Source organism: Allorhizobium ampelinum S4, from assembly GCF_000016285.1.
GTDB lineage: Bacteria > Pseudomonadota > Alphaproteobacteria > Rhizobiales > Rhizobiaceae > Allorhizobium > Allorhizobium ampelinum.
On the sequence record NC_011989.1, the window covers coordinates 2,504,789 to 2,519,178 of the forward strand.

24 protein-coding genes are annotated in these 14,390 nt (G+C 59.0%); all 24 read right to left on the reverse strand.

Translation table 11 applies throughout. The features are described 5' to 3' along the window. Positions 1 to 49: 49 nt before the first annotated feature. Positions 50 to 502 carry a hypothetical protein gene (locus tag AVI_RS11805; protein ID WP_041696835.1) on the reverse strand — a complete coding sequence of 151 codons (453 nt, stop codon included), beginning with the start codon at positions 500 to 502 and terminating at the stop codon, positions 50 to 52. Between the two features lie 32 nt (positions 503 to 534). Beyond that, complete coding sequence (locus AVI_RS11810; protein WP_015916580.1) at positions 535 to 1,461, reverse strand: phage tail tube protein; 927 nt, start codon at positions 1,459 to 1,461, stop codon at positions 535 to 537. 2 nt (positions 1,462 to 1,463) lie between these two features. Then, positions 1,464 to 1,634, reverse strand: coding sequence for a hypothetical protein (locus tag AVI_RS31095; protein ID WP_156753170.1), 171 nt, complete (start codon positions 1,632 to 1,634; stop codon positions 1,464 to 1,466). Next, the gene (locus AVI_RS11815; protein ID WP_015916581.1) at positions 1,631 to 2,047 is read right to left on the reverse strand and encodes a phage tail terminator protein; all 417 of its coding nucleotides are present in this window, start codon (positions 2,045 to 2,047) and stop codon (positions 1,631 to 1,633) included. Before AVI_RS11815 ends, AVI_RS31095 begins: the two co-directional genes overlap by 4 nt. Beyond that, positions 2,044 to 2,619: a phage virion morphogenesis protein gene (locus AVI_RS29110; RefSeq protein WP_015916582.1), complete on the reverse strand. Its 576-nt coding sequence runs from the start codon at positions 2,617 to 2,619 to the stop codon at positions 2,044 to 2,046. Before AVI_RS29110 ends, AVI_RS11815 begins: the two co-directional genes overlap by 4 nt. A 1-nt stretch (position 2,620) precedes the next feature. After that, positions 2,621 to 3,058 carry a gp436 family protein gene (locus AVI_RS11825; protein WP_015916583.1) on the reverse strand — a complete coding sequence of 146 codons (438 nt, stop codon included), beginning with the start codon at positions 3,056 to 3,058 and terminating at the stop codon, positions 2,621 to 2,623. Between the two features lie 11 nt (positions 3,059 to 3,069). Then, a complete protein-coding gene (locus AVI_RS11830) occupies positions 3,070 to 3,411 on the reverse strand; it encodes a hypothetical protein (RefSeq protein ID WP_015916584.1) in 342 nt (113 codons plus the stop codon). Positions 3,412 to 3,518: 107 nt separating this feature from the next. After that, positions 3,519 to 4,415: a Mu-like prophage major head subunit gpT family protein gene (locus tag AVI_RS11835; protein WP_015916585.1), complete on the reverse strand. Its 897-nt coding sequence runs from the start codon at positions 4,413 to 4,415 to the stop codon at positions 3,519 to 3,521. A gap of 12 nt (positions 4,416 to 4,427) precedes the next feature. Further along, positions 4,428 to 4,835, reverse strand: coding sequence for a hypothetical protein (locus AVI_RS11840; protein ID WP_015916586.1), 408 nt, complete (start codon positions 4,833 to 4,835; stop codon positions 4,428 to 4,430). Then, positions 4,832 to 5,914: a phage protease gene (locus tag AVI_RS11845; RefSeq protein ID WP_049777203.1), complete on the reverse strand. Its 1,083-nt coding sequence runs from the start codon at positions 5,912 to 5,914 to the stop codon at positions 4,832 to 4,834. Before AVI_RS11845 ends, AVI_RS11840 begins: the two co-directional genes overlap by 4 nt. A 365-nt stretch (positions 5,915 to 6,279) precedes the next feature. Next, entirely contained in the window at positions 6,280 to 7,575 is a 1,296-nt protein-coding gene (locus AVI_RS29115) for a phage head morphogenesis protein (RefSeq protein ID WP_015916588.1), read from the reverse strand. Next, on the reverse strand, positions 7,572 to 9,125 hold the full coding sequence (locus AVI_RS11855; protein ID WP_015916589.1) for a DUF935 domain-containing protein: 1,554 nt from the start codon (positions 9,123 to 9,125) through the stop codon (positions 7,572 to 7,574). The genes AVI_RS29115 and AVI_RS11855 overlap by 4 nt, the downstream gene beginning before the upstream one ends. After that, the gene (locus tag AVI_RS11860; RefSeq protein WP_015916590.1) at positions 9,125 to 10,768 is read right to left on the reverse strand and encodes a hypothetical protein; all 1,644 of its coding nucleotides are present in this window, start codon (positions 10,766 to 10,768) and stop codon (positions 9,125 to 9,127) included. The genes AVI_RS11855 and AVI_RS11860 overlap by 1 nt, the downstream gene beginning before the upstream one ends. Further along, the gene (locus AVI_RS11865; RefSeq protein WP_015916591.1) at positions 10,765 to 11,349 is read right to left on the reverse strand and encodes a DUF3486 family protein; all 585 of its coding nucleotides are present in this window, start codon (positions 11,347 to 11,349) and stop codon (positions 10,765 to 10,767) included. The genes AVI_RS11860 and AVI_RS11865 overlap by 4 nt, the downstream gene beginning before the upstream one ends. 2 nt (positions 11,350 to 11,351) lie before the next feature. Next, positions 11,352 to 11,669, reverse strand: coding sequence for a hypothetical protein (locus AVI_RS11870; protein WP_015916592.1), 318 nt, complete (start codon positions 11,667 to 11,669; stop codon positions 11,352 to 11,354). After that, positions 11,650 to 12,033, reverse strand: a complete 384-nt coding sequence (locus tag AVI_RS11875; protein ID WP_015916593.1) for a DUF2730 family protein — start codon at positions 12,031 to 12,033, stop codon at positions 11,650 to 11,652. The genes AVI_RS11870 and AVI_RS11875 overlap by 20 nt, the downstream gene beginning before the upstream one ends. Then, positions 12,030 to 12,248 carry a TraR/DksA C4-type zinc finger protein gene (locus AVI_RS11880; RefSeq protein WP_041696838.1) on the reverse strand — a complete coding sequence of 73 codons (219 nt, stop codon included), beginning with the start codon at positions 12,246 to 12,248 and terminating at the stop codon, positions 12,030 to 12,032. The genes AVI_RS11875 and AVI_RS11880 overlap by 4 nt, the downstream gene beginning before the upstream one ends. Next, positions 12,238 to 12,432, reverse strand: a complete 195-nt coding sequence (locus tag AVI_RS11885) for a hypothetical protein (protein WP_049777204.1) — start codon at positions 12,430 to 12,432, stop codon at positions 12,238 to 12,240. The genes AVI_RS11880 and AVI_RS11885 overlap by 11 nt, the downstream gene beginning before the upstream one ends. Before the next feature lie 10 nt (positions 12,433 to 12,442). Further along, on the reverse strand, positions 12,443 to 12,796 hold the full coding sequence (locus AVI_RS11890; RefSeq protein ID WP_041696840.1) for a hypothetical protein: 354 nt from the start codon (positions 12,794 to 12,796) through the stop codon (positions 12,443 to 12,445). Then, complete coding sequence (locus AVI_RS11895) at positions 12,793 to 13,065, reverse strand: hypothetical protein (protein WP_041696842.1); 273 nt, start codon at positions 13,063 to 13,065, stop codon at positions 12,793 to 12,795. The genes AVI_RS11890 and AVI_RS11895 overlap by 4 nt, the downstream gene beginning before the upstream one ends. Continuing rightward, positions 13,065 to 13,241: a hypothetical protein gene (locus AVI_RS31100; protein WP_156753171.1), complete on the reverse strand. Its 177-nt coding sequence runs from the start codon at positions 13,239 to 13,241 to the stop codon at positions 13,065 to 13,067. Before AVI_RS31100 ends, AVI_RS11895 begins: the two co-directional genes overlap by 1 nt. Next, positions 13,238 to 13,744: a M15 family metallopeptidase gene (locus AVI_RS11900; protein ID WP_015916596.1), complete on the reverse strand. Its 507-nt coding sequence runs from the start codon at positions 13,742 to 13,744 to the stop codon at positions 13,238 to 13,240. The genes AVI_RS31100 and AVI_RS11900 overlap by 4 nt, the downstream gene beginning before the upstream one ends. 101 nt (positions 13,745 to 13,845) lie before the next feature. Further along, positions 13,846 to 14,205, reverse strand: a complete 360-nt coding sequence (locus AVI_RS11905) for a hypothetical protein (RefSeq protein WP_015916597.1) — start codon at positions 14,203 to 14,205, stop codon at positions 13,846 to 13,848. Next, positions 14,198 to 14,389 carry a hypothetical protein gene (locus tag AVI_RS11910; protein ID WP_041696845.1) on the reverse strand — a complete coding sequence of 64 codons (192 nt, stop codon included), beginning with the start codon at positions 14,387 to 14,389 and terminating at the stop codon, positions 14,198 to 14,200. Before AVI_RS11910 ends, AVI_RS11905 begins: the two co-directional genes overlap by 8 nt. Between the last annotated feature and the right edge of the window lies 1 nt (position 14,390).

Consider the following 14,390-nt stretch of genomic DNA (forward strand, 5'->3'; position numbering starts at 1 on the left):
GACTGTGGCTTGGTCCGGTCGATCTTGCCTGTCCGGTGACACGCCCAGCTCAGTGCAAGCCTTTGGAGTTTCCCAGGCGGGCCTTGTCGTTGGAGACGGCTTCCTCATAGGCACGGTTGAGGCCGACGCGGATGCGATCAAAGCCGAGCGCCATGTTCAGATTGTCGGCACTGAAAGAGAGCGCCTGGTCGTCAGCATCGAAGACCCCGCGCCAGTTGGTGATCATCAGATGAAACATGTTGCGATCATGCGCTTCAATCAGCGCCTTGGTTGCTTCCGCCTTTTCCGAAGCCGCCTGATAATTGGCCGCGAACTCTTCTGCTGTCGGCAGTTGCTTCAGCAGCTCGGCCCGCTTGTCGTCATGGGGCTTCATCTGTTCCTTGCCCCGGATGACGAATTCGGCCTCGAAGGTGAATTCCTTCAGCTTGCCCGGATTGTCATTGTCCGGCTCCAACACGGAAACCGGCCACCAGGCAGTCAGGGTTGGAACGATCTTGAACATGCTTCAAAGCCTCTTTGAAACGCCCTTAGGGCTTACTTGACGGTGATGGTGAATTCGTCGTTACCGGCAGTCGGCAGCAACATCAGCGGCATCTTGTTGTTGAGGATCTTCTGGTTTTCCTCGTAGGTCGTGCGGCCGATCTGGACACGGGCGGCATCGAACTGGACGATGTTGCCGGCGACCGTACCGTGCTGGGCGGCCATGACGCCGGTCTCGTGCGCCTGGGCTTTTGCAAACCAATCCACCTCTGCCAGCGTTGTGGCCGACATCGTGGCTTCGCCCGTCATCTGCCGATCGGTAAATTCGATGCTCTCGTGGTTGATCAGCAGGCGTGGCTGGATGTCACCGGCCAGATCGAACGAAAACGCTTCACAGGCCCCTGCATAGCCAAGCAGCGTGAAGGTGGTATTCGCCTTGGAAACCGGGACTGGCTTGATGAATTTGGTGAGATCAATGGTCGGATTGGCGGCATCGGTGATCGTGCCAAGCAAGCCGGTCAATGTGAAGCTGAAACGAGCAATCTGGTTCGGCTGCATGGACAGCTTCCAGGTGCCCCGCGCGCCAAGCAATACGTGCTTGATGCCATCATTGACAAAGTAGATCGAGACCGCTTCGAACCCACCCGAAATCGGCGTGTATTTGACGTCGGTCGCTGCCGTGATCACTTCCGCCATGCCACAGGCACGCAACGGCGGCCCCCAGGCTGGAGCTGTCCCAGCCGCACCGGAACCGGCGACTTCGACATCAAAGCCGACGCGGGCATAGTTGCCGGTCAGGATCACGCCCTGATGACCCATGTAAGGCAGAATAAGGTCACGGCTGACATCGGTACCCAACAGCGGCTCGAAATTGAAATTCGAGGCCTGAATAGCATTGGCAGCACCTGTGGGAACGACATCGGTTCCATAGACCGTTTCAGGCTTGACCAGCAGGGCCTTGTTGCGTGCGTATTTCGTCATGATCAGGCCTTCCCCTTCTTGGCGCTGGTCTCGTCAACCGCGTCCGGTGTTTCTGTTGTTGGTTCGGTGGCTGGCGTTTCCACTTCGACAGCGGCAGGCGCATCGGCCTCGATCCGGGTCAGGCTGCCATCCGCGTTGCGGCGGTAGCTGCCGCCCTCGTGTGGGTTGGTCATGACTGTTCCTCCTGGTAAAACGCCGTGCCGAACACGTCTTCGAACCAGACCATGCCGTCCTTGGCCTGCTGCAATTTGCCTGTGATGTGTTCGAGCGGATCGGCCTCGCTTGGGGTAAAGCCGAGCAGCTTGCCGCGAACCCACGCCTTCAATGTTTCGATGTCGCGGGCGGCATTTTCGGCCCCGGCCGCATTTTCCGTGATGATGACAACGGAAATATCCATCGACAGGCGCTGGAGCACCGGTCCCGTGATGCGCTGGTTTTCGCCGGAGGTTTCACCGCTGACGAACACATAGGCCACGGGCGTATTCGTTGGTCGGTCTGTGACCTGTGCCAGCTCGTTGGCACCTTCGACCAGGATGAAGGGCGTTCCGGTCTGTTTCAGGCGGTCCATGACTTCAAAAACGATCATTCAATTGCCCTTCCAAAGTCAGTCATAATGATGGCGCCGATTTCGTCGCGATCGGCATCGTTGATGCCGAGGTATGGCCGGGCGGGCATGGTGATTTCCCGTGCACCGATCGTCGCCTCGCGCTCGATCGCGCCCTTGGTCCCGGCTTTGACGAACCGGACCTTCTTCGATCCGCGTATCCGCTTCAGGCTGAGTTTCTGGGTGCGTTCGCCCTGTTTGATCACACCGCCGAACTGATGGATGGCGGCATATTCGACATTGGTGCCCACGGTGGCGCTGGTGGCATCGGCACTGGTGGTCAACGAATTATACAGGCGACCGGTATCGCGCAGGATATGCTCGCTGCCTCGCAACTTGCGTCCGCGACCTGCTCTGGCGCTGGCCGTGCGTCCCTTGAGCGGCTGCCATTTCTGCCCGTCCGGCCCGATCTCCCGTTCGAACCGCTGCTGGGTCGAGGTCAGCAGATAGCCCGCGACATCGCTCATGATCTCGGCCGGGTTTTCCGAGATGGTCACAAGCCGGTTGAGCGTAGGCGTCAGACCATCGCGGATCTCGATCGATGCACCGGACATGTCAGTAGCCTCTCAGCGACTGGCGCGAAAACACCTTGGCCGGCGCGACCACCTGGACCTGACCGCCGCCCGGCGCTGGCGGCACTTCGCCCGTGTCGGTTTCGATCAGTTGAACGACACCCTTGGAGACATCGCGGAAATATGAGAGCGCCTGGTCGTAGGCCCGCTGGATCGGGCTGTCCTTCTCGACGCCCTTGAAATGCAGATAGTAGCGGGCGACATCGCAAGTCACCTTGGTCAGCACCTCGGGGACGGTCACCAGCGGCAACTTGTAGGCTTTGCCGATATAACCGTCCGCAAATGCCGTGGCATCCGCAATGGCGCGGGCGACCACGGTGTCGTCGATTGCCAAAGCAGGCGGCGTGGTGCGGTCGGTCAGTTGGAGCAGCTCCCGTTCACCAAACCGCTCAATCAGGTCCTGCTTTGTGCAATAGGTCATGGCAATGCCCCTCAGGCTTGCGAGGTCTGGGTGTCGACATCAGCTTCCGGTTCGGCAGGCTTTTCCACCAGCTCGGCCGTCAAGGCAGGCTCGGCCAGGATCTGCTCGATCTTTTCCGGATGGAGATCTTTCAGGTCATAAAGAGTGGGTTCAGTCGTGTGGGTAAGGCCTCCACGGCGGAAACCTGCGACGGTGGAAATAACCCGCAGCACGGGTTCAACGGCCTTGTCCCAGGCACGCACCAGGGCATGGGTCAGCGGATAGAGCTTCTTGAACTCTTCCTCGGCCATATCCTTAAACTCATCCAGCCAGCTTTGCTCGGTGCTGGCAGTATCGTCTTTCTTCGAAGCCATGATGTGGTCCTTTTCGGTTCCTGGTGAAAAAGCCGAAACCCGGCTCTTGCATCAGGAACCGCCAGCCGAAGCTGACGGTCTCTTGCCCTGGGAGGCGATCGTTAGGATCAGGCGAGATAGGGGCAGACCAGTACCTCGGCCGTGCCGTACCACTGGTTGGTGCCGCCATTGTCGGTGAGCTGGTTGCCGACGATCTTACGGGCCGCCCCTTCCAGAGACGGCGGCACGATGAGCAGACGCGGATTGATGGCCAGCGGTTTGCCATAGTCAGCCTTCAGGCTGCCGAGACCGACGCGCGCCACTTCGTAGTTCGCAGCGTTAAGGGTCTGCTTCGAACCCCAGGCCTGTTGCCAGAAGCCGAAACCAACCTGGCAGCGGCCATCCAGGCCGTAGACGTATTCCTTCTTGAAGAAGACGTTGTCGTCACTCTCCTGGTCCTTGCGGATCAGATTACTGAAGGGCTTGCGCTGCTGGTAAATCAACGGCTTTAAGGCACGGCTATTGTCGACCAGGAACCAGGCAGTACCCGTTCCGCCATCCGTGTTGGCGACAGAGGTCACGTTGCCAGCAGCATCGAGGACAGGATGGTCCGTGTCGAAGAAATACTGGCCATCGTAGCATTTGGTGGCAAAGCCGTTCTTGACAAGACCCCACACCAGTTCGTCAGGGAACATCGTGGCATTCTGGCCAAGCTGTTTGAACATCGGCCCGTAGATGCCGAGATTGTCGTCTTCGAAGTCATCGCGATCGACACCGATCGTCGTCTCGTAGGACTTATTGGTCAGCGCATAACCATGACGGGCCAGACCATTGACGACCCGGTCGCCGATCCATTCGCGCATGCCTGGAAACTGACCGAGCCAGCCGTATTCCTGGGTCTTGGTGGTCGATGGTACCAAGGTCGCGACCTGAGACCATTGCGGCGTTGACATCGCGAGGCCCGCTTGAAAGGCGGTATTAAAGCCGACGAAAGCCGACTGGAGAGATTGACGAGTGATCAGCATGGACGGGCCTCTTTAAGAGAACTTGACCCACACGCCCTGGTCATCGACATCGAAGATCGTGCCGGCAACAGGACGCGCGGAGGAATTGGAGGTTTTGGCGACCGTCTGATCGTCGGCCGCATAGCAGCTCGATCCGATGTCGGCCAAGGTGATGGCGTCCGTCGATGCCGAATTGGCAAACCGGAAGATGCCAGTCTTGACGTCGGCGCGGACACTGCCGTCAGCGCCAGCATTAACGATCTGGCGCTCGTTGCGCCCAACAACCTTCAGGGTCGCCGTCGCACCGGCCGGGACCAGCATGCCGGTCGCATCGATCGCCACCATGGCACCGGCAAAGAGGGTAGCCGATGCCTTAACCGGGAAATTGCGGTTATCGCCGCTCCGCTGGGCGGTGTTGCGGTCTGCGGTCAGAGCCGTCATGCGTCACCGCCTTTCTTGGCCTTGAGGAAGGCTTCCTTGCTGAGACCCATCTGGCTCATGACCGCCAGATCCTCCGTTGTCAGATCCGCGTCAGTGCCATTGCCGGGCGGCGTAACCCCGGCACGCTGGGTTGCCGTCAGAACCGGAGATGCATCAGCAAAAGCCTTGAAGGCTGCGGCATCTTTCTTGTGCAGGTCAAGGCCCCAGGACTTCAGTGCCGGCGCAAGCCTGCCTTCGGTGATCGCCCGGTTAACGGCCGTCTCAGCCTCCTCGCCTTCCATTTTGGTTTGAAGGGCCTTCAAACCGGTCTGGAGCGCTGTGACCTGCTCGATTGGCACGAACTTCGTGGGATCAACATCGGCGCGCGCGGAGTTAATCGCAGTGACGATCTCGGCGGGTTTGGCGGTGGCCGACAGACCAGCCGCAGCGGCAATCGCCGCATTGCCGGTCAGCACACTGTTGATCGCGATGAGAATAGCATTCTCATCCGCGTCCTCGGAAAGCCCCAAGGCGGCGGCAATTCTCTTCATATCGTTTTCCTGGTTGGGTTGAGCGCAATTTTGCTGAGCACTGGCGGCCACGGCCGCAAGTTCGAGATTGGGCACATTGGTCAATCCGGCCGAAATCAGCCGCAGCACCTGGCCGGCCTTATCGTGCTGGTAGACGGGGGAAATGTAGCGATACTCGCCAGCCCGGATGGCCTGGGCTGCCTTGTCCGTCCATTCGACGAGACCATAGAGGCCGTCGGGACGGGCGTCGAGCTGCTTGATCCAGCCGGCAGCCGGAGCCTGGCCACCCACACCGGGCACGGCCGAGAACTGCGTCTGATGATCGTAATCGACCACGAGGTCGGTGCTGCCGGCGCGCTGCTCGGTGGAAGCAATCACGGCCCGCATGCCTTCAAGACCATTGGTCGAATAGGGACCACGACCGTCGCGGCCGGAAAACGATCCGATCGGGAGCAACATGATCCAGTGTCCGGAAGAGCCTTCGGCAGGCAAAGCGGCATCCGCCCCACCCAGCATCACAGCATGGGCGGCAACAAGGCCGGAAAAGAGGTTTTGGGTGCGTTTCGTCATGGGGCGAGATTGCCCCGGCCCGATAAAGTAAAACAGCCGGTAGGGTTACCGGGTGAGTTGCTTGCCGTGACGATGCGGCCAACCAACTCATATCACGACGGGGGAGAGAGGCAAGGCTTCGAATTTGAAGCCGATTTGAAGCCCTTGGGCGCGTTTGAGGGCTTTGTCCTGCGTCACTGGCCGTTCAACCGTCTTGTGCGCGTCTGTGGCGCTTAAATTCGTCCTCCTTGAAATCCTTCTACACCGGGAGTATCTTTGGCTGTGGCCATCATGACAACCGGGAAATCGCACGTCCGGTTTGGTGCCCTGCTGAGGCAGGCTACTGTTACGGGGAGAGTGGCGTACCCCCTTGATGGCCGCATCACCTAAATCGTCCCACTGATAAGCTCGTAAGTCTTCTCGTCTGTCAGGACGCGGGCTTCAACCAGCCCCGCAGTTCGGATCGAATTGGTGACGATCGTCTGGGCTTTTCCCCCTGGTGGCCGGGCCTTATCTGCGAAATCGACCTTCACAACGATCTTGGCCAGACGCGGGTCTTGGCCGCTGTCGAACACATAGAGAAGCGCACCGTCGCGCTTATCCCGCAGGACCGCCCTCGGCCGGCTGAGATTGGCCGGCAGTTGCCGAAGCGCCGCCATATCGACGGTCTTTCCCACTCCGGCCTTGGCATCGCGGATCATATGCAGAGCAGCTTGCTGGGTCAGGGTGATCGCGCCTGACTGCGGCGCAATCCCGCCCTGGGCAAGAGATGCCAGGACATCCTCGGACAAAGCGCCAACCACGATGATGGACCGGTCCACGCGCCCGCCCGCTGTGGCCGCATCAAACCACCTCGCAAAGTCATCGCCGAGCGGCTTGACCAGCCAGTCCGGATCTTTGTTGACCTGGGCGGCCATGATCGGCGGTGCATTGATCAGCTTTTCCGCCGCATCGAAGGCCCGAAAGCCAGCCTTGCCGGGATTGTGGTCCCAACCGGGATCGATGCCGCGCGGGATCATCCGGACTTCGCCAGTGCGCTTGTTGGTGAAGGCAACGAAGTCATCTTCGGGCGGCGTGAACTTCAACTCACCCCGCATCCGCTCGACATCCCGATCCGACAGGCTTTGCAGCGTGCAGCGGCAATTCCAGCCACAAGGCGGTGCCCATGTGTCCCAATAGGGATGATCGACGGGCAGGCAAAGATTGTGGCGCTTGCGGTGTTCCGGCCGGGTGTGGTCGTCCAGAATACAGACATAGCGCAGCCAAGGCCGGCGCGCCTTGTTGCGCTCAAAGGCCGCCCAATGACCCGCCGCATAAGAGACGCGAAGGTTCACGTCGAAGATCAATTGCAGGCGACGGGTCGAGCCGAGCTGCGCTTTGCGAAGCTCCCCTGTCACTGGATCGGTCACGTCCTGGACGCCCCACCAGCCCTTAGCCTGGAGAACCGGCGTCACCTGGCTGGCGAAATCCCGAAACGTCTTGCCCTCTTCAAGGCTGGTTTGAAGCCCGTCGAAAAGGTCTGTGAGGATATCGAAACCGGCCGACTTGGCGACCGTGAACTGTTTGGCATGCTCCTCGGCATAAACGTCCTGCCAGGAAAAGGACGGCGCGAGCTGTTCGCCGCGCGCCTTCAGAGCCTTGATGGCATCGTCCGGCTTCAGCGCTGCGATCGTCGCCGTCATGAGAGCGGCTCATCGGCTTCACCGGAGATCCGGGCCGAGAACGCAGCACGAGCGAGTTGCTCGACAAAGGCATTGACGCCCATGGCGCTGACTTGAGCCGCAAGGATCGCCTGTGCCTCCGCGATCGACGTCGCTTTGCTCAATGCCTCGGCCAAACCATCGACCACGGGCGGTGTCATCTCCTGCCAATCATCAGCCGAGATCTGGCCGGCTGCCGCATCGATAGCATCGCGATCGGCGCGGGCCATCTGGCTTTGGGTGGCAATCGCAGGCGGTGTGCTGTCCGCCTGATCGGCAGGCGGCTGTGCTGCCGCTGCGGCCGGCTTCAGGATTTCCTCGTCCTTGCCTGGGTCAGGCAGGCCAATCTTGTCGCGCATGGTGGACATGCCGACTTTCAAGCCGAGCGGGACGAGCTTGACGACATTAGCAACCAGATTGTTGACATCGATATCGTCGGGACGTCCGATGCAGATCTTCGGATAATTTTTTCGGGGGCCACGATTGAACGATACCAGTGGCACGACAACATCCCGATTTAGGGTCGCGGCCAACTGGCGGGCATCAGCCCGCTCGATATCTTCACGCACACCGTCATGCACCTTGCCGACCGCATAGCCGCCAGCCTGTGCATCGGTGGTAGCCGTCTGTCCCAGGACAAGCTTGGATATTTGCCGGTCCAGCCAGTCGGACCGCCGTTCATAGAGATCGAGGCTACCGGACAATTGCGCCTGGACAAACTCAATCGCCATGCTTTCTGGCACGATGGCGGCATAATCGGCCGCGATGCTGGAGACGGCCCGCAGCAGCTTTTCTTTGTCGGGCTCGCTTGCGCCAGCGCCATATTTGCCCAGCCGCAACGGCTGGCCATAAGCCTCGCAGAAGATGGCCCAATCCGAAGTCGTGAAGGTCTTGAATAGATAGGTCCAAGCCGCTGATCGGGCCAAGCCGCCACGAATGGTCAGGCCCGATTTGACCTTGGCGCGATGCACAATCCATTTGGCTGGCCAGAGATCTTCGTCACCGGCCGGACCACGCAGTCTCAAGGTCTCTCCATCATTGCGATCGAATCGGAACCATCGTGGATCATTCCATTTGAGCGCCCTGATTGACCACTGGCCTTCGGATGTGTCCCAGATGATTTCGGTGGCGCTGAAGCTCTTTCCGACGGCATCGAGGATATCGAACAGCTCGTCCTCAAAGGTATCGCGGGATATAAAGTCGCGCACGAGGTCGGCATCGCGGACATCATCTGCACTATCGCTGGCTGCCTCAACCGTGATGTCCAGTCCGGCGACCTGTCGTTTGCGCACACCCAGAACACCAGCATAATGCTCGTTGCGTTCCTCCATGTCCTCCGCAAGCTCAAGGTAGCGCTCCGGATCGCCATCAATGGCCTCGCGCAGAATGCGGGCAAGTTTCTGGGGTGTCAGACCGGGTGCCTGATGATTGCCAGCCGCTTGGCGAACGCCAGTCGTCGTCGGCCCGCCTTGCTCCTGCTTCATCGCGGCCTTGACGATCGGGTTGCCATACTGGTCGAGGATCTGGGCCATCAAAAGCCTCCACGTTTGTTTCTGAGCGACGACATGCGAAACGGTCGCTCATCGTCTCTGGAGGGTGTTTCTGACGAGCGGGACGCAGACGGCGGTGCTGGTTGGTAATCGAATTCACACCACTGCATACGGCTTGCGAAATGGGCCAAGGCCAGCGCGATCGCATAGTCCCCGTGGCGTTTCTTGTTTTTCTCGCCCGTACGCGCTTCCGGCACCATTGGAATGCCGCGTATCACTTTGACCAAGCGAAGATCGGAAAGATGGTCTGCGTTCTTGGAAATGGAAATTGCCGCGTCTTCAAACGCGGTTTTAAGCGGCGGCATATGGATACGATACCAGTCCTGCGAAAACTTGATCGCGTGAACCAGACCACCTTCATTGTCCTTATCCCTCAGGCCAAAAAGCCGCCCCATGTCTTCGGCAACTGTCCAACCCATGCCGGTGGCGTCGAAGGCCGCCCCGACCAAACGCGGGGCACGTCGAAGGATTTTCTCTGTGATTTGTTTTTGTTCGTCGCCCGGCACCTTGCGCAGTTCGACGGTCAACGCGCTTTTGCGATTGAGCTTCTTGTCAATCGCCAACAGTTTCCCGACCGAAAGGTCAGCAACGCGCGCAAAGTCAAAACCGAAGGCATGCATCAATGCCGGATCAAGCTTGTCCAGCGCCTCGTCCAGCTCCTCCATGAATGGAGCTAGCAATTTTGCGCGTTCAAGTTCCGACAGATGCAAATAGTTGTCAGGAAGATCAAGCGTCAGGACCGGAGCATCCGACGTCATGCGCGCTTCGATCAGGGGCGAGGTCAACCAGGCGCCAGACCCCATGGAGGCAACACAGAACAACTCTTCGTCCGCACCATCGCCGTAAAAGTCGATGATGTCTTCGCGCCAGTCGGCTTCGTTTTCAGGGGACCATTCCTGATTGGTGACGAGGCAAATCCGCTCGTAGAGGCCATCCCGCAGCGCGTCGTCAAAGTCGATCTTGATGTGATCGTATTTGTTACGACCGCCGAGGATGTTTTGGATCTGGAGGTTAAACTCGTTTTCCGCGCCATTGTGAGTGGAGCAAACGACAACTTGGCCGCCCCACATCAGGAACGCCAGTGCGGCCTTCAGCAGCTCCGGCAAGCTATCGACGAACGCCGCCTCATCGATCATCACCACACCCTGCTTACCGCGCAGAGTGCGTGGCGCTGAAGAAAGGGCCAGCACTTCGAACCCTGAGGCAAAGCGAATACGGAAGGCCTGAATAGAGCGATCACCGTCTTCGGTCTTATCTTCGAAGACGAACTCTTCCATTTCCATGGCGGCCAACGAGTAGGCACGAGCCCACATCGCGCAGGCGTCGATAAACTCGCGGGTCATCTCCTGGCTATAGGAGATATACATCACGTCCATGCCACCGGCGCTCTTTGCCCTGGCGGCGCGCAATGCGGCATAGGAGGCAAAGCCCCATGTCAGACCGATACGACGGCTTTTCTCAACGAAGAGAACCTTGCAAGCCGAGCTTTCAAGGAGACCAACTGTCCGCGACTGATACGGCAATAGTGCCTTGCCAAGGCCTTCCTTCCCGACCAAGCCGAGGACGGCATCTGTAGAAAACCGTCGAGCTTTCGCCCATTCTTCCTTGCTGACAGGACCGGTCATTTCTCGACACCAAGAATTTTCGCGAGGATTTCATCAGCAGCTTCAGCGGAAAGGCCCTTGGATTTGGTGACGGTCGCCACGGCTTCCTTTGCCTTCTCTGCAAAATGTGCCTCGACTTTCCTGCGCCGGTCCGACGAAACCGATTGGGCCTGGGCCGCTTTGTGAACGGCAGCAGCAAGCGCGGCGATGCCTTTCGGATCGATTGTTCCTTTTTTGGTTCGGGCACAGGCCAAAACGAGACCCTTGATGGCTTCTGTCGCGACAAGCGTTAGATCGTCGCTTTTCCCGGCATCAAAGGTTGAAGCAACGGCCGATGCCATTTCTCTCGCTTCGTTGATCTGACGCGTCAGTTCGTCCAGGTTCACCGAGTATCTGTTGAAAGAGCTGAGGCTGGGGATCTTGAATTCGAGTTCGCCACGGGATTCCCTCTGCACCTGTTCAAGCCTAGTGACAAATTCCTGGTAGATATCCACCTGAGAGGTGGTGGTATCCTGAAGCTGCTCTGCCGCCCATTGGACCACATGGCTGCATTCCCTCGGCAGCAGTTGGAGCGAACTCAGTCGGCCGCGTCCCTTCGCCATGATCAGATCCCCGGCCGGCGCGGGCGCTGGACACCCTGAATGGTGATTTCCCGGTCAAGGTGACGTTTTCCATGATCCGTCAGGGTGGCGATTTTCACGTCCTCATCAACATCGAGAACCTTCACCGCACTCAAATTGCGCAGATATTCGATCTGCTGATTGACCCATGGCAGATCCTGATAGATGGCACTCAGACGAAGCGCCCCGTCGAAAAACGGGGACGACAGACTTTCGTTGGTCTGCTTTGCCAGCTCCTGAAGAATGACCAGACGGGCTTTCTCCCTGGTCAGTTTTTCATAATCAACCGCGATGCTGTTCATGCTTTGCTTGCTCCAAAAGGACTTCGTTCAGCCGTTCGCCCATAGCCTGGATGGGGGCTAGTTTTTGCTCCATGGCCGAAAATCGGCCTGCTTGTGCAACTTCGATCGTGTTGAGACGCCCGGCGATTTCCGCCATGGACAGTTCAAGGCGGTGGGTCGTTCCGCGATCAGGCAGATGCTTCAGCTCGCTCTCGATCGCCTGGATGCGCCGGTCGTATTCGACCAGCTTCGATTCCGCTTTGACCATCCGCTCTTCGAGCTTCTTTTCACCGGTCGACATCATCGTGCGGAACTGCGTGAGCAGGTTGATGCTGTTGAGCGCCAGCGAGATCAGGACGCCGATGGCTGTCATATCGAGGATCATCGGCAATAGACCTCACGCTCGATCGACGTCTGACAATCGATGCAACGGGCAGCGGCCGGATAGGCCAGTCGGCGCGCCTGGGGGATGGCTTGCCCGCAATCGATGCACTCGTCTGCGCCGGCCTTGTTCAGATCCGCACGGGCTGCGGCGACCTTGGCCGCGCGCTCTTGCTCAACCCGTTCCTCCGCCAACTCAAAATGAATGTTACTGAGCATTGGAACCCCCGGACACGCCGGCAGCGCGGCGCGCTTCACAAGCCCGTAGGGCAGTGCGATCCTTGCCCCAATAGGACGTGGTTTCCGGCTCATTCAGCCGACGATCGGGCAATGGAACAGGAGGATCGCAGGGCACCTTGGATGCCTTCGGGACTTCGCGCTCGACATAGACTGTCTTGACCACTGGCGGGGTCTCAGCGCTGATTGAGCAAGCGGACGCGATCGCGGCCAATGCCACCAGTGCCATCATCGGGCAGAGACGCATTCTGTTTCTCCAAGGTGTCGGCACGTTGATTGGCGGCCTCGATCTGATCGCGAGCCGCGTCCTGCGCGGCCATGGTTTGTTTAAGGGTCTCGGCAATCTTTGCCTGGGCTGCTGCGTTCGATTTCTCGATCTCCGCGCGCCAATAGTTGTCTCGCTCGCTGCGGGCCGTTTTGGCAGCCTTGTCGACCATGCTCTCGATCTTGCCGATCGCGGCTACACCGCCCCAGACGATGGCGGCAAGAACCGCAAGGGCAACCAGACCGGCGATAAGGTAACGGCTCATGACTGACCTCCGGCGGGAGGCTCAAGACAAGGCGGGTCCGGCTTTGCGCCCCGCGTCATTGCCCGCATATCAAGAGAGCCGAAGGCACGATGGACACCCAGCAGCGCAACGATAAGGCCGACCATGCTTGGCACGGTGACATTGCCGAACGCCACGGCCTGTTCAGAACCAAGGCAAGCGCCGATGGTCAGGGTCAGGATGACAGTCCAGGCCAAGGCACCTGAACACCAGAGCCATTGCTTGGATGTGGTGTAGGACGGCTTTTCCATCAGTCGTCACTCCATGTCTGGCGGACCATCCAGGCAAACGGAATGACCAACAAACCGCAGGCAACCGTATGCAAAAAGCCAGCTCCAATGATCCAACCTGAAGCGACGGAAACAAACAGGTAGACGGCGACAAACAGCGCCGTCATCCCGATCTTGCGCTTGAGGCTGATCTTCATACGATGGCCGCCTGAAAATGCATGCCGTCACGGCGTTGCGGCGACCAGTCACCACCCCATATCCAGCCTTCGGCCTTGAAGGCATCGACCACGCGCGGGTCCATGTCAGGCGTAGGATCGCCAAGACCGTTATGAGACGGGTCGAGATCGACCGCGCAGCCGTAAGCATGCATGGAAAGCGCGGACTTGCCGCGCATCTGCCGCCAGTTATAACCACCACCGATCAGATGCAGGTTCTTGGCTTCAATGGTCTTCTGGTTTTTGCCGAAGATATCCCAGATATTGCCGAGAACCCGGCCAAGGCTGCCAGCGACCTTCGTGTGAACGCGAAAGGATTTGAGCGGGATTGATGTGTCCCAGGCGGCAACAGCCTTCCATGGGATCGGCACGAGGACAAGGTTCGCCTTCTCCCAGGCCAGATCAGGCCCGGCAACGCCCTTGGTGATTTTGAGGTTCTTGCCGTAGAAATCGGCAACGGCGGACTGTTGAGGCCAATTGTTCATGATCGTTCCCAGCTAAAGAAAAAAGCCGGGCAAGACCGGCTTTGCTGAGGACGAGTTTTGCTCGTTACGGGCGCATCAAAACAGCCGGTAGGGTAACCGGGTCAAAATTCGAAAAGATCGAGTTGATTGGTTTCGCCGGAACGCAGCCATTTGCTCACTGTCTTATGTGTCGTGTGCAGTTGGCGGGCAATGTCGTTCGTGTTCAGCCCCTTATTATACTTTAAATGGCTGGCGATAAAGGGCTTTGCTGTGGGCACATATAATGGACCAGAACCGACCTTGGCTGCCAGACTGATAGCGGCGGCCTTGCCGAGTTCTTCGGCCACTGCGGACCCCGTCTGAGGACTTTCCGAGAGGTAGACATACGACCCTCCGAAGGCCAGGAGGAACTGGATAGCCTTCTCGATGCCGACCGCCGTCACATACGGCTGAACATGGGCGGGAACGCGGATTTCAGCCACGGCGCACCTCCAGCTGCTGTTCGAGGATCAGGATTTCGCGGGTCACGGCTTTCAATTCTCCAAGCTTTTCGAATTTGCCGCGTTCGTGCGGCCTCATGGTTTCAATGCGCCTTACAAGCGCTTCACGGCGGTCCTGAAGCCTCTTCAAGTCACCCTTGAGAAAGAGAGGCAGGACCGGCGTCATC

Excerpts from the sequence above, each read along its gene's own strand:
- AVI_RS11805 (WP_041696835.1), bottom strand. The coding sequence starts at position 502 with ATGTTCAAGATCGTTCCAACCCTGACTGCCTGGTGGCCGGTTTCCGTG.
- AVI_RS11810 (WP_015916580.1), bottom strand. The coding sequence starts at position 1,461 with ATGACGAAATACGCACGCAACAAGGCCCTGCTGGTCAAGCCTGAAACG.
- AVI_RS31095 (WP_156753170.1), bottom strand. The coding sequence starts at position 1,634 with ATGACCAACCCACACGAGGGCGGCAGCTACCGCCGCAACGCGGATGGC.
- AVI_RS11815 (WP_015916581.1), bottom strand. The coding sequence starts at position 2,047 with ATGATCGTTTTTGAAGTCATGGACCGCCTGAAACAGACCGGAACGCCC.
- AVI_RS29110 (WP_015916582.1), bottom strand. The coding sequence starts at position 2,619 with ATGTCCGGTGCATCGATCGAGATCCGCGATGGTCTGACGCCTACGCTC.
- AVI_RS11825 (WP_015916583.1), bottom strand. The coding sequence starts at position 3,058 with ATGACCTATTGCACAAAGCAGGACCTGATTGAGCGGTTTGGTGAACGG.
- AVI_RS11830 (WP_015916584.1), bottom strand. The coding sequence starts at position 3,411 with ATGGCTTCGAAGAAAGACGATACTGCCAGCACCGAGCAAAGCTGGCTG.
- AVI_RS11835 (WP_015916585.1), bottom strand. The coding sequence starts at position 4,415 with ATGCTGATCACTCGTCAATCTCTCCAGTCGGCTTTCGTCGGCTTTAAT.
- AVI_RS11840 (WP_015916586.1), bottom strand. The coding sequence starts at position 4,835 with ATGACGGCTCTGACCGCAGACCGCAACACCGCCCAGCGGAGCGGCGAT.
- AVI_RS11845 (WP_049777203.1), bottom strand. The coding sequence starts at position 5,914 with ATGACGAAACGCACCCAAAACCTCTTTTCCGGCCTTGTTGCCGCCCAT.
- AVI_RS29115 (WP_015916588.1), bottom strand. The coding sequence starts at position 7,575 with ATGACGGCGACGATCGCAGCGCTGAAGCCGGACGATGCCATCAAGGCT.
- AVI_RS11855 (WP_015916589.1), bottom strand. The coding sequence starts at position 9,125 with ATGGCCCAGATCCTCGACCAGTATGGCAACCCGATCGTCAAGGCCGCG.
- AVI_RS11860 (WP_015916590.1), bottom strand. The coding sequence starts at position 10,768 with ATGACCGGTCCTGTCAGCAAGGAAGAATGGGCGAAAGCTCGACGGTTT.
- AVI_RS11865 (WP_015916591.1), bottom strand. The coding sequence starts at position 11,349 with ATGGCGAAGGGACGCGGCCGACTGAGTTCGCTCCAACTGCTGCCGAGG.
- AVI_RS11870 (WP_015916592.1), bottom strand. The coding sequence starts at position 11,669 with ATGAACAGCATCGCGGTTGATTATGAAAAACTGACCAGGGAGAAAGCC.
- AVI_RS11875 (WP_015916593.1), bottom strand. The coding sequence starts at position 12,033 with ATGATCCTCGATATGACAGCCATCGGCGTCCTGATCTCGCTGGCGCTC.
- AVI_RS11880 (WP_041696838.1), bottom strand. The coding sequence starts at position 12,248 with ATGCTCAGTAACATTCATTTTGAGTTGGCGGAGGAACGGGTTGAGCAA.
- AVI_RS11890 (WP_041696840.1), bottom strand. The coding sequence starts at position 12,796 with ATGAGCCGTTACCTTATCGCCGGTCTGGTTGCCCTTGCGGTTCTTGCC.
- AVI_RS11895 (WP_041696842.1), bottom strand. The coding sequence starts at position 13,065 with ATGGAAAAGCCGTCCTACACCACATCCAAGCAATGGCTCTGGTGTTCA.
- AVI_RS31100 (WP_156753171.1), bottom strand. The coding sequence starts at position 13,241 with ATGAAGATCAGCCTCAAGCGCAAGATCGGGATGACGGCGCTGTTTGTC.
- AVI_RS11900 (WP_015916596.1), bottom strand. The coding sequence starts at position 13,744 with ATGAACAATTGGCCTCAACAGTCCGCCGTTGCCGATTTCTACGGCAAG.
- AVI_RS11910 (WP_041696845.1), bottom strand. The coding sequence starts at position 14,389 with ATGACGCCGGTCCTGCCTCTCTTTCTCAAGGGTGACTTGAAGAGGCTT.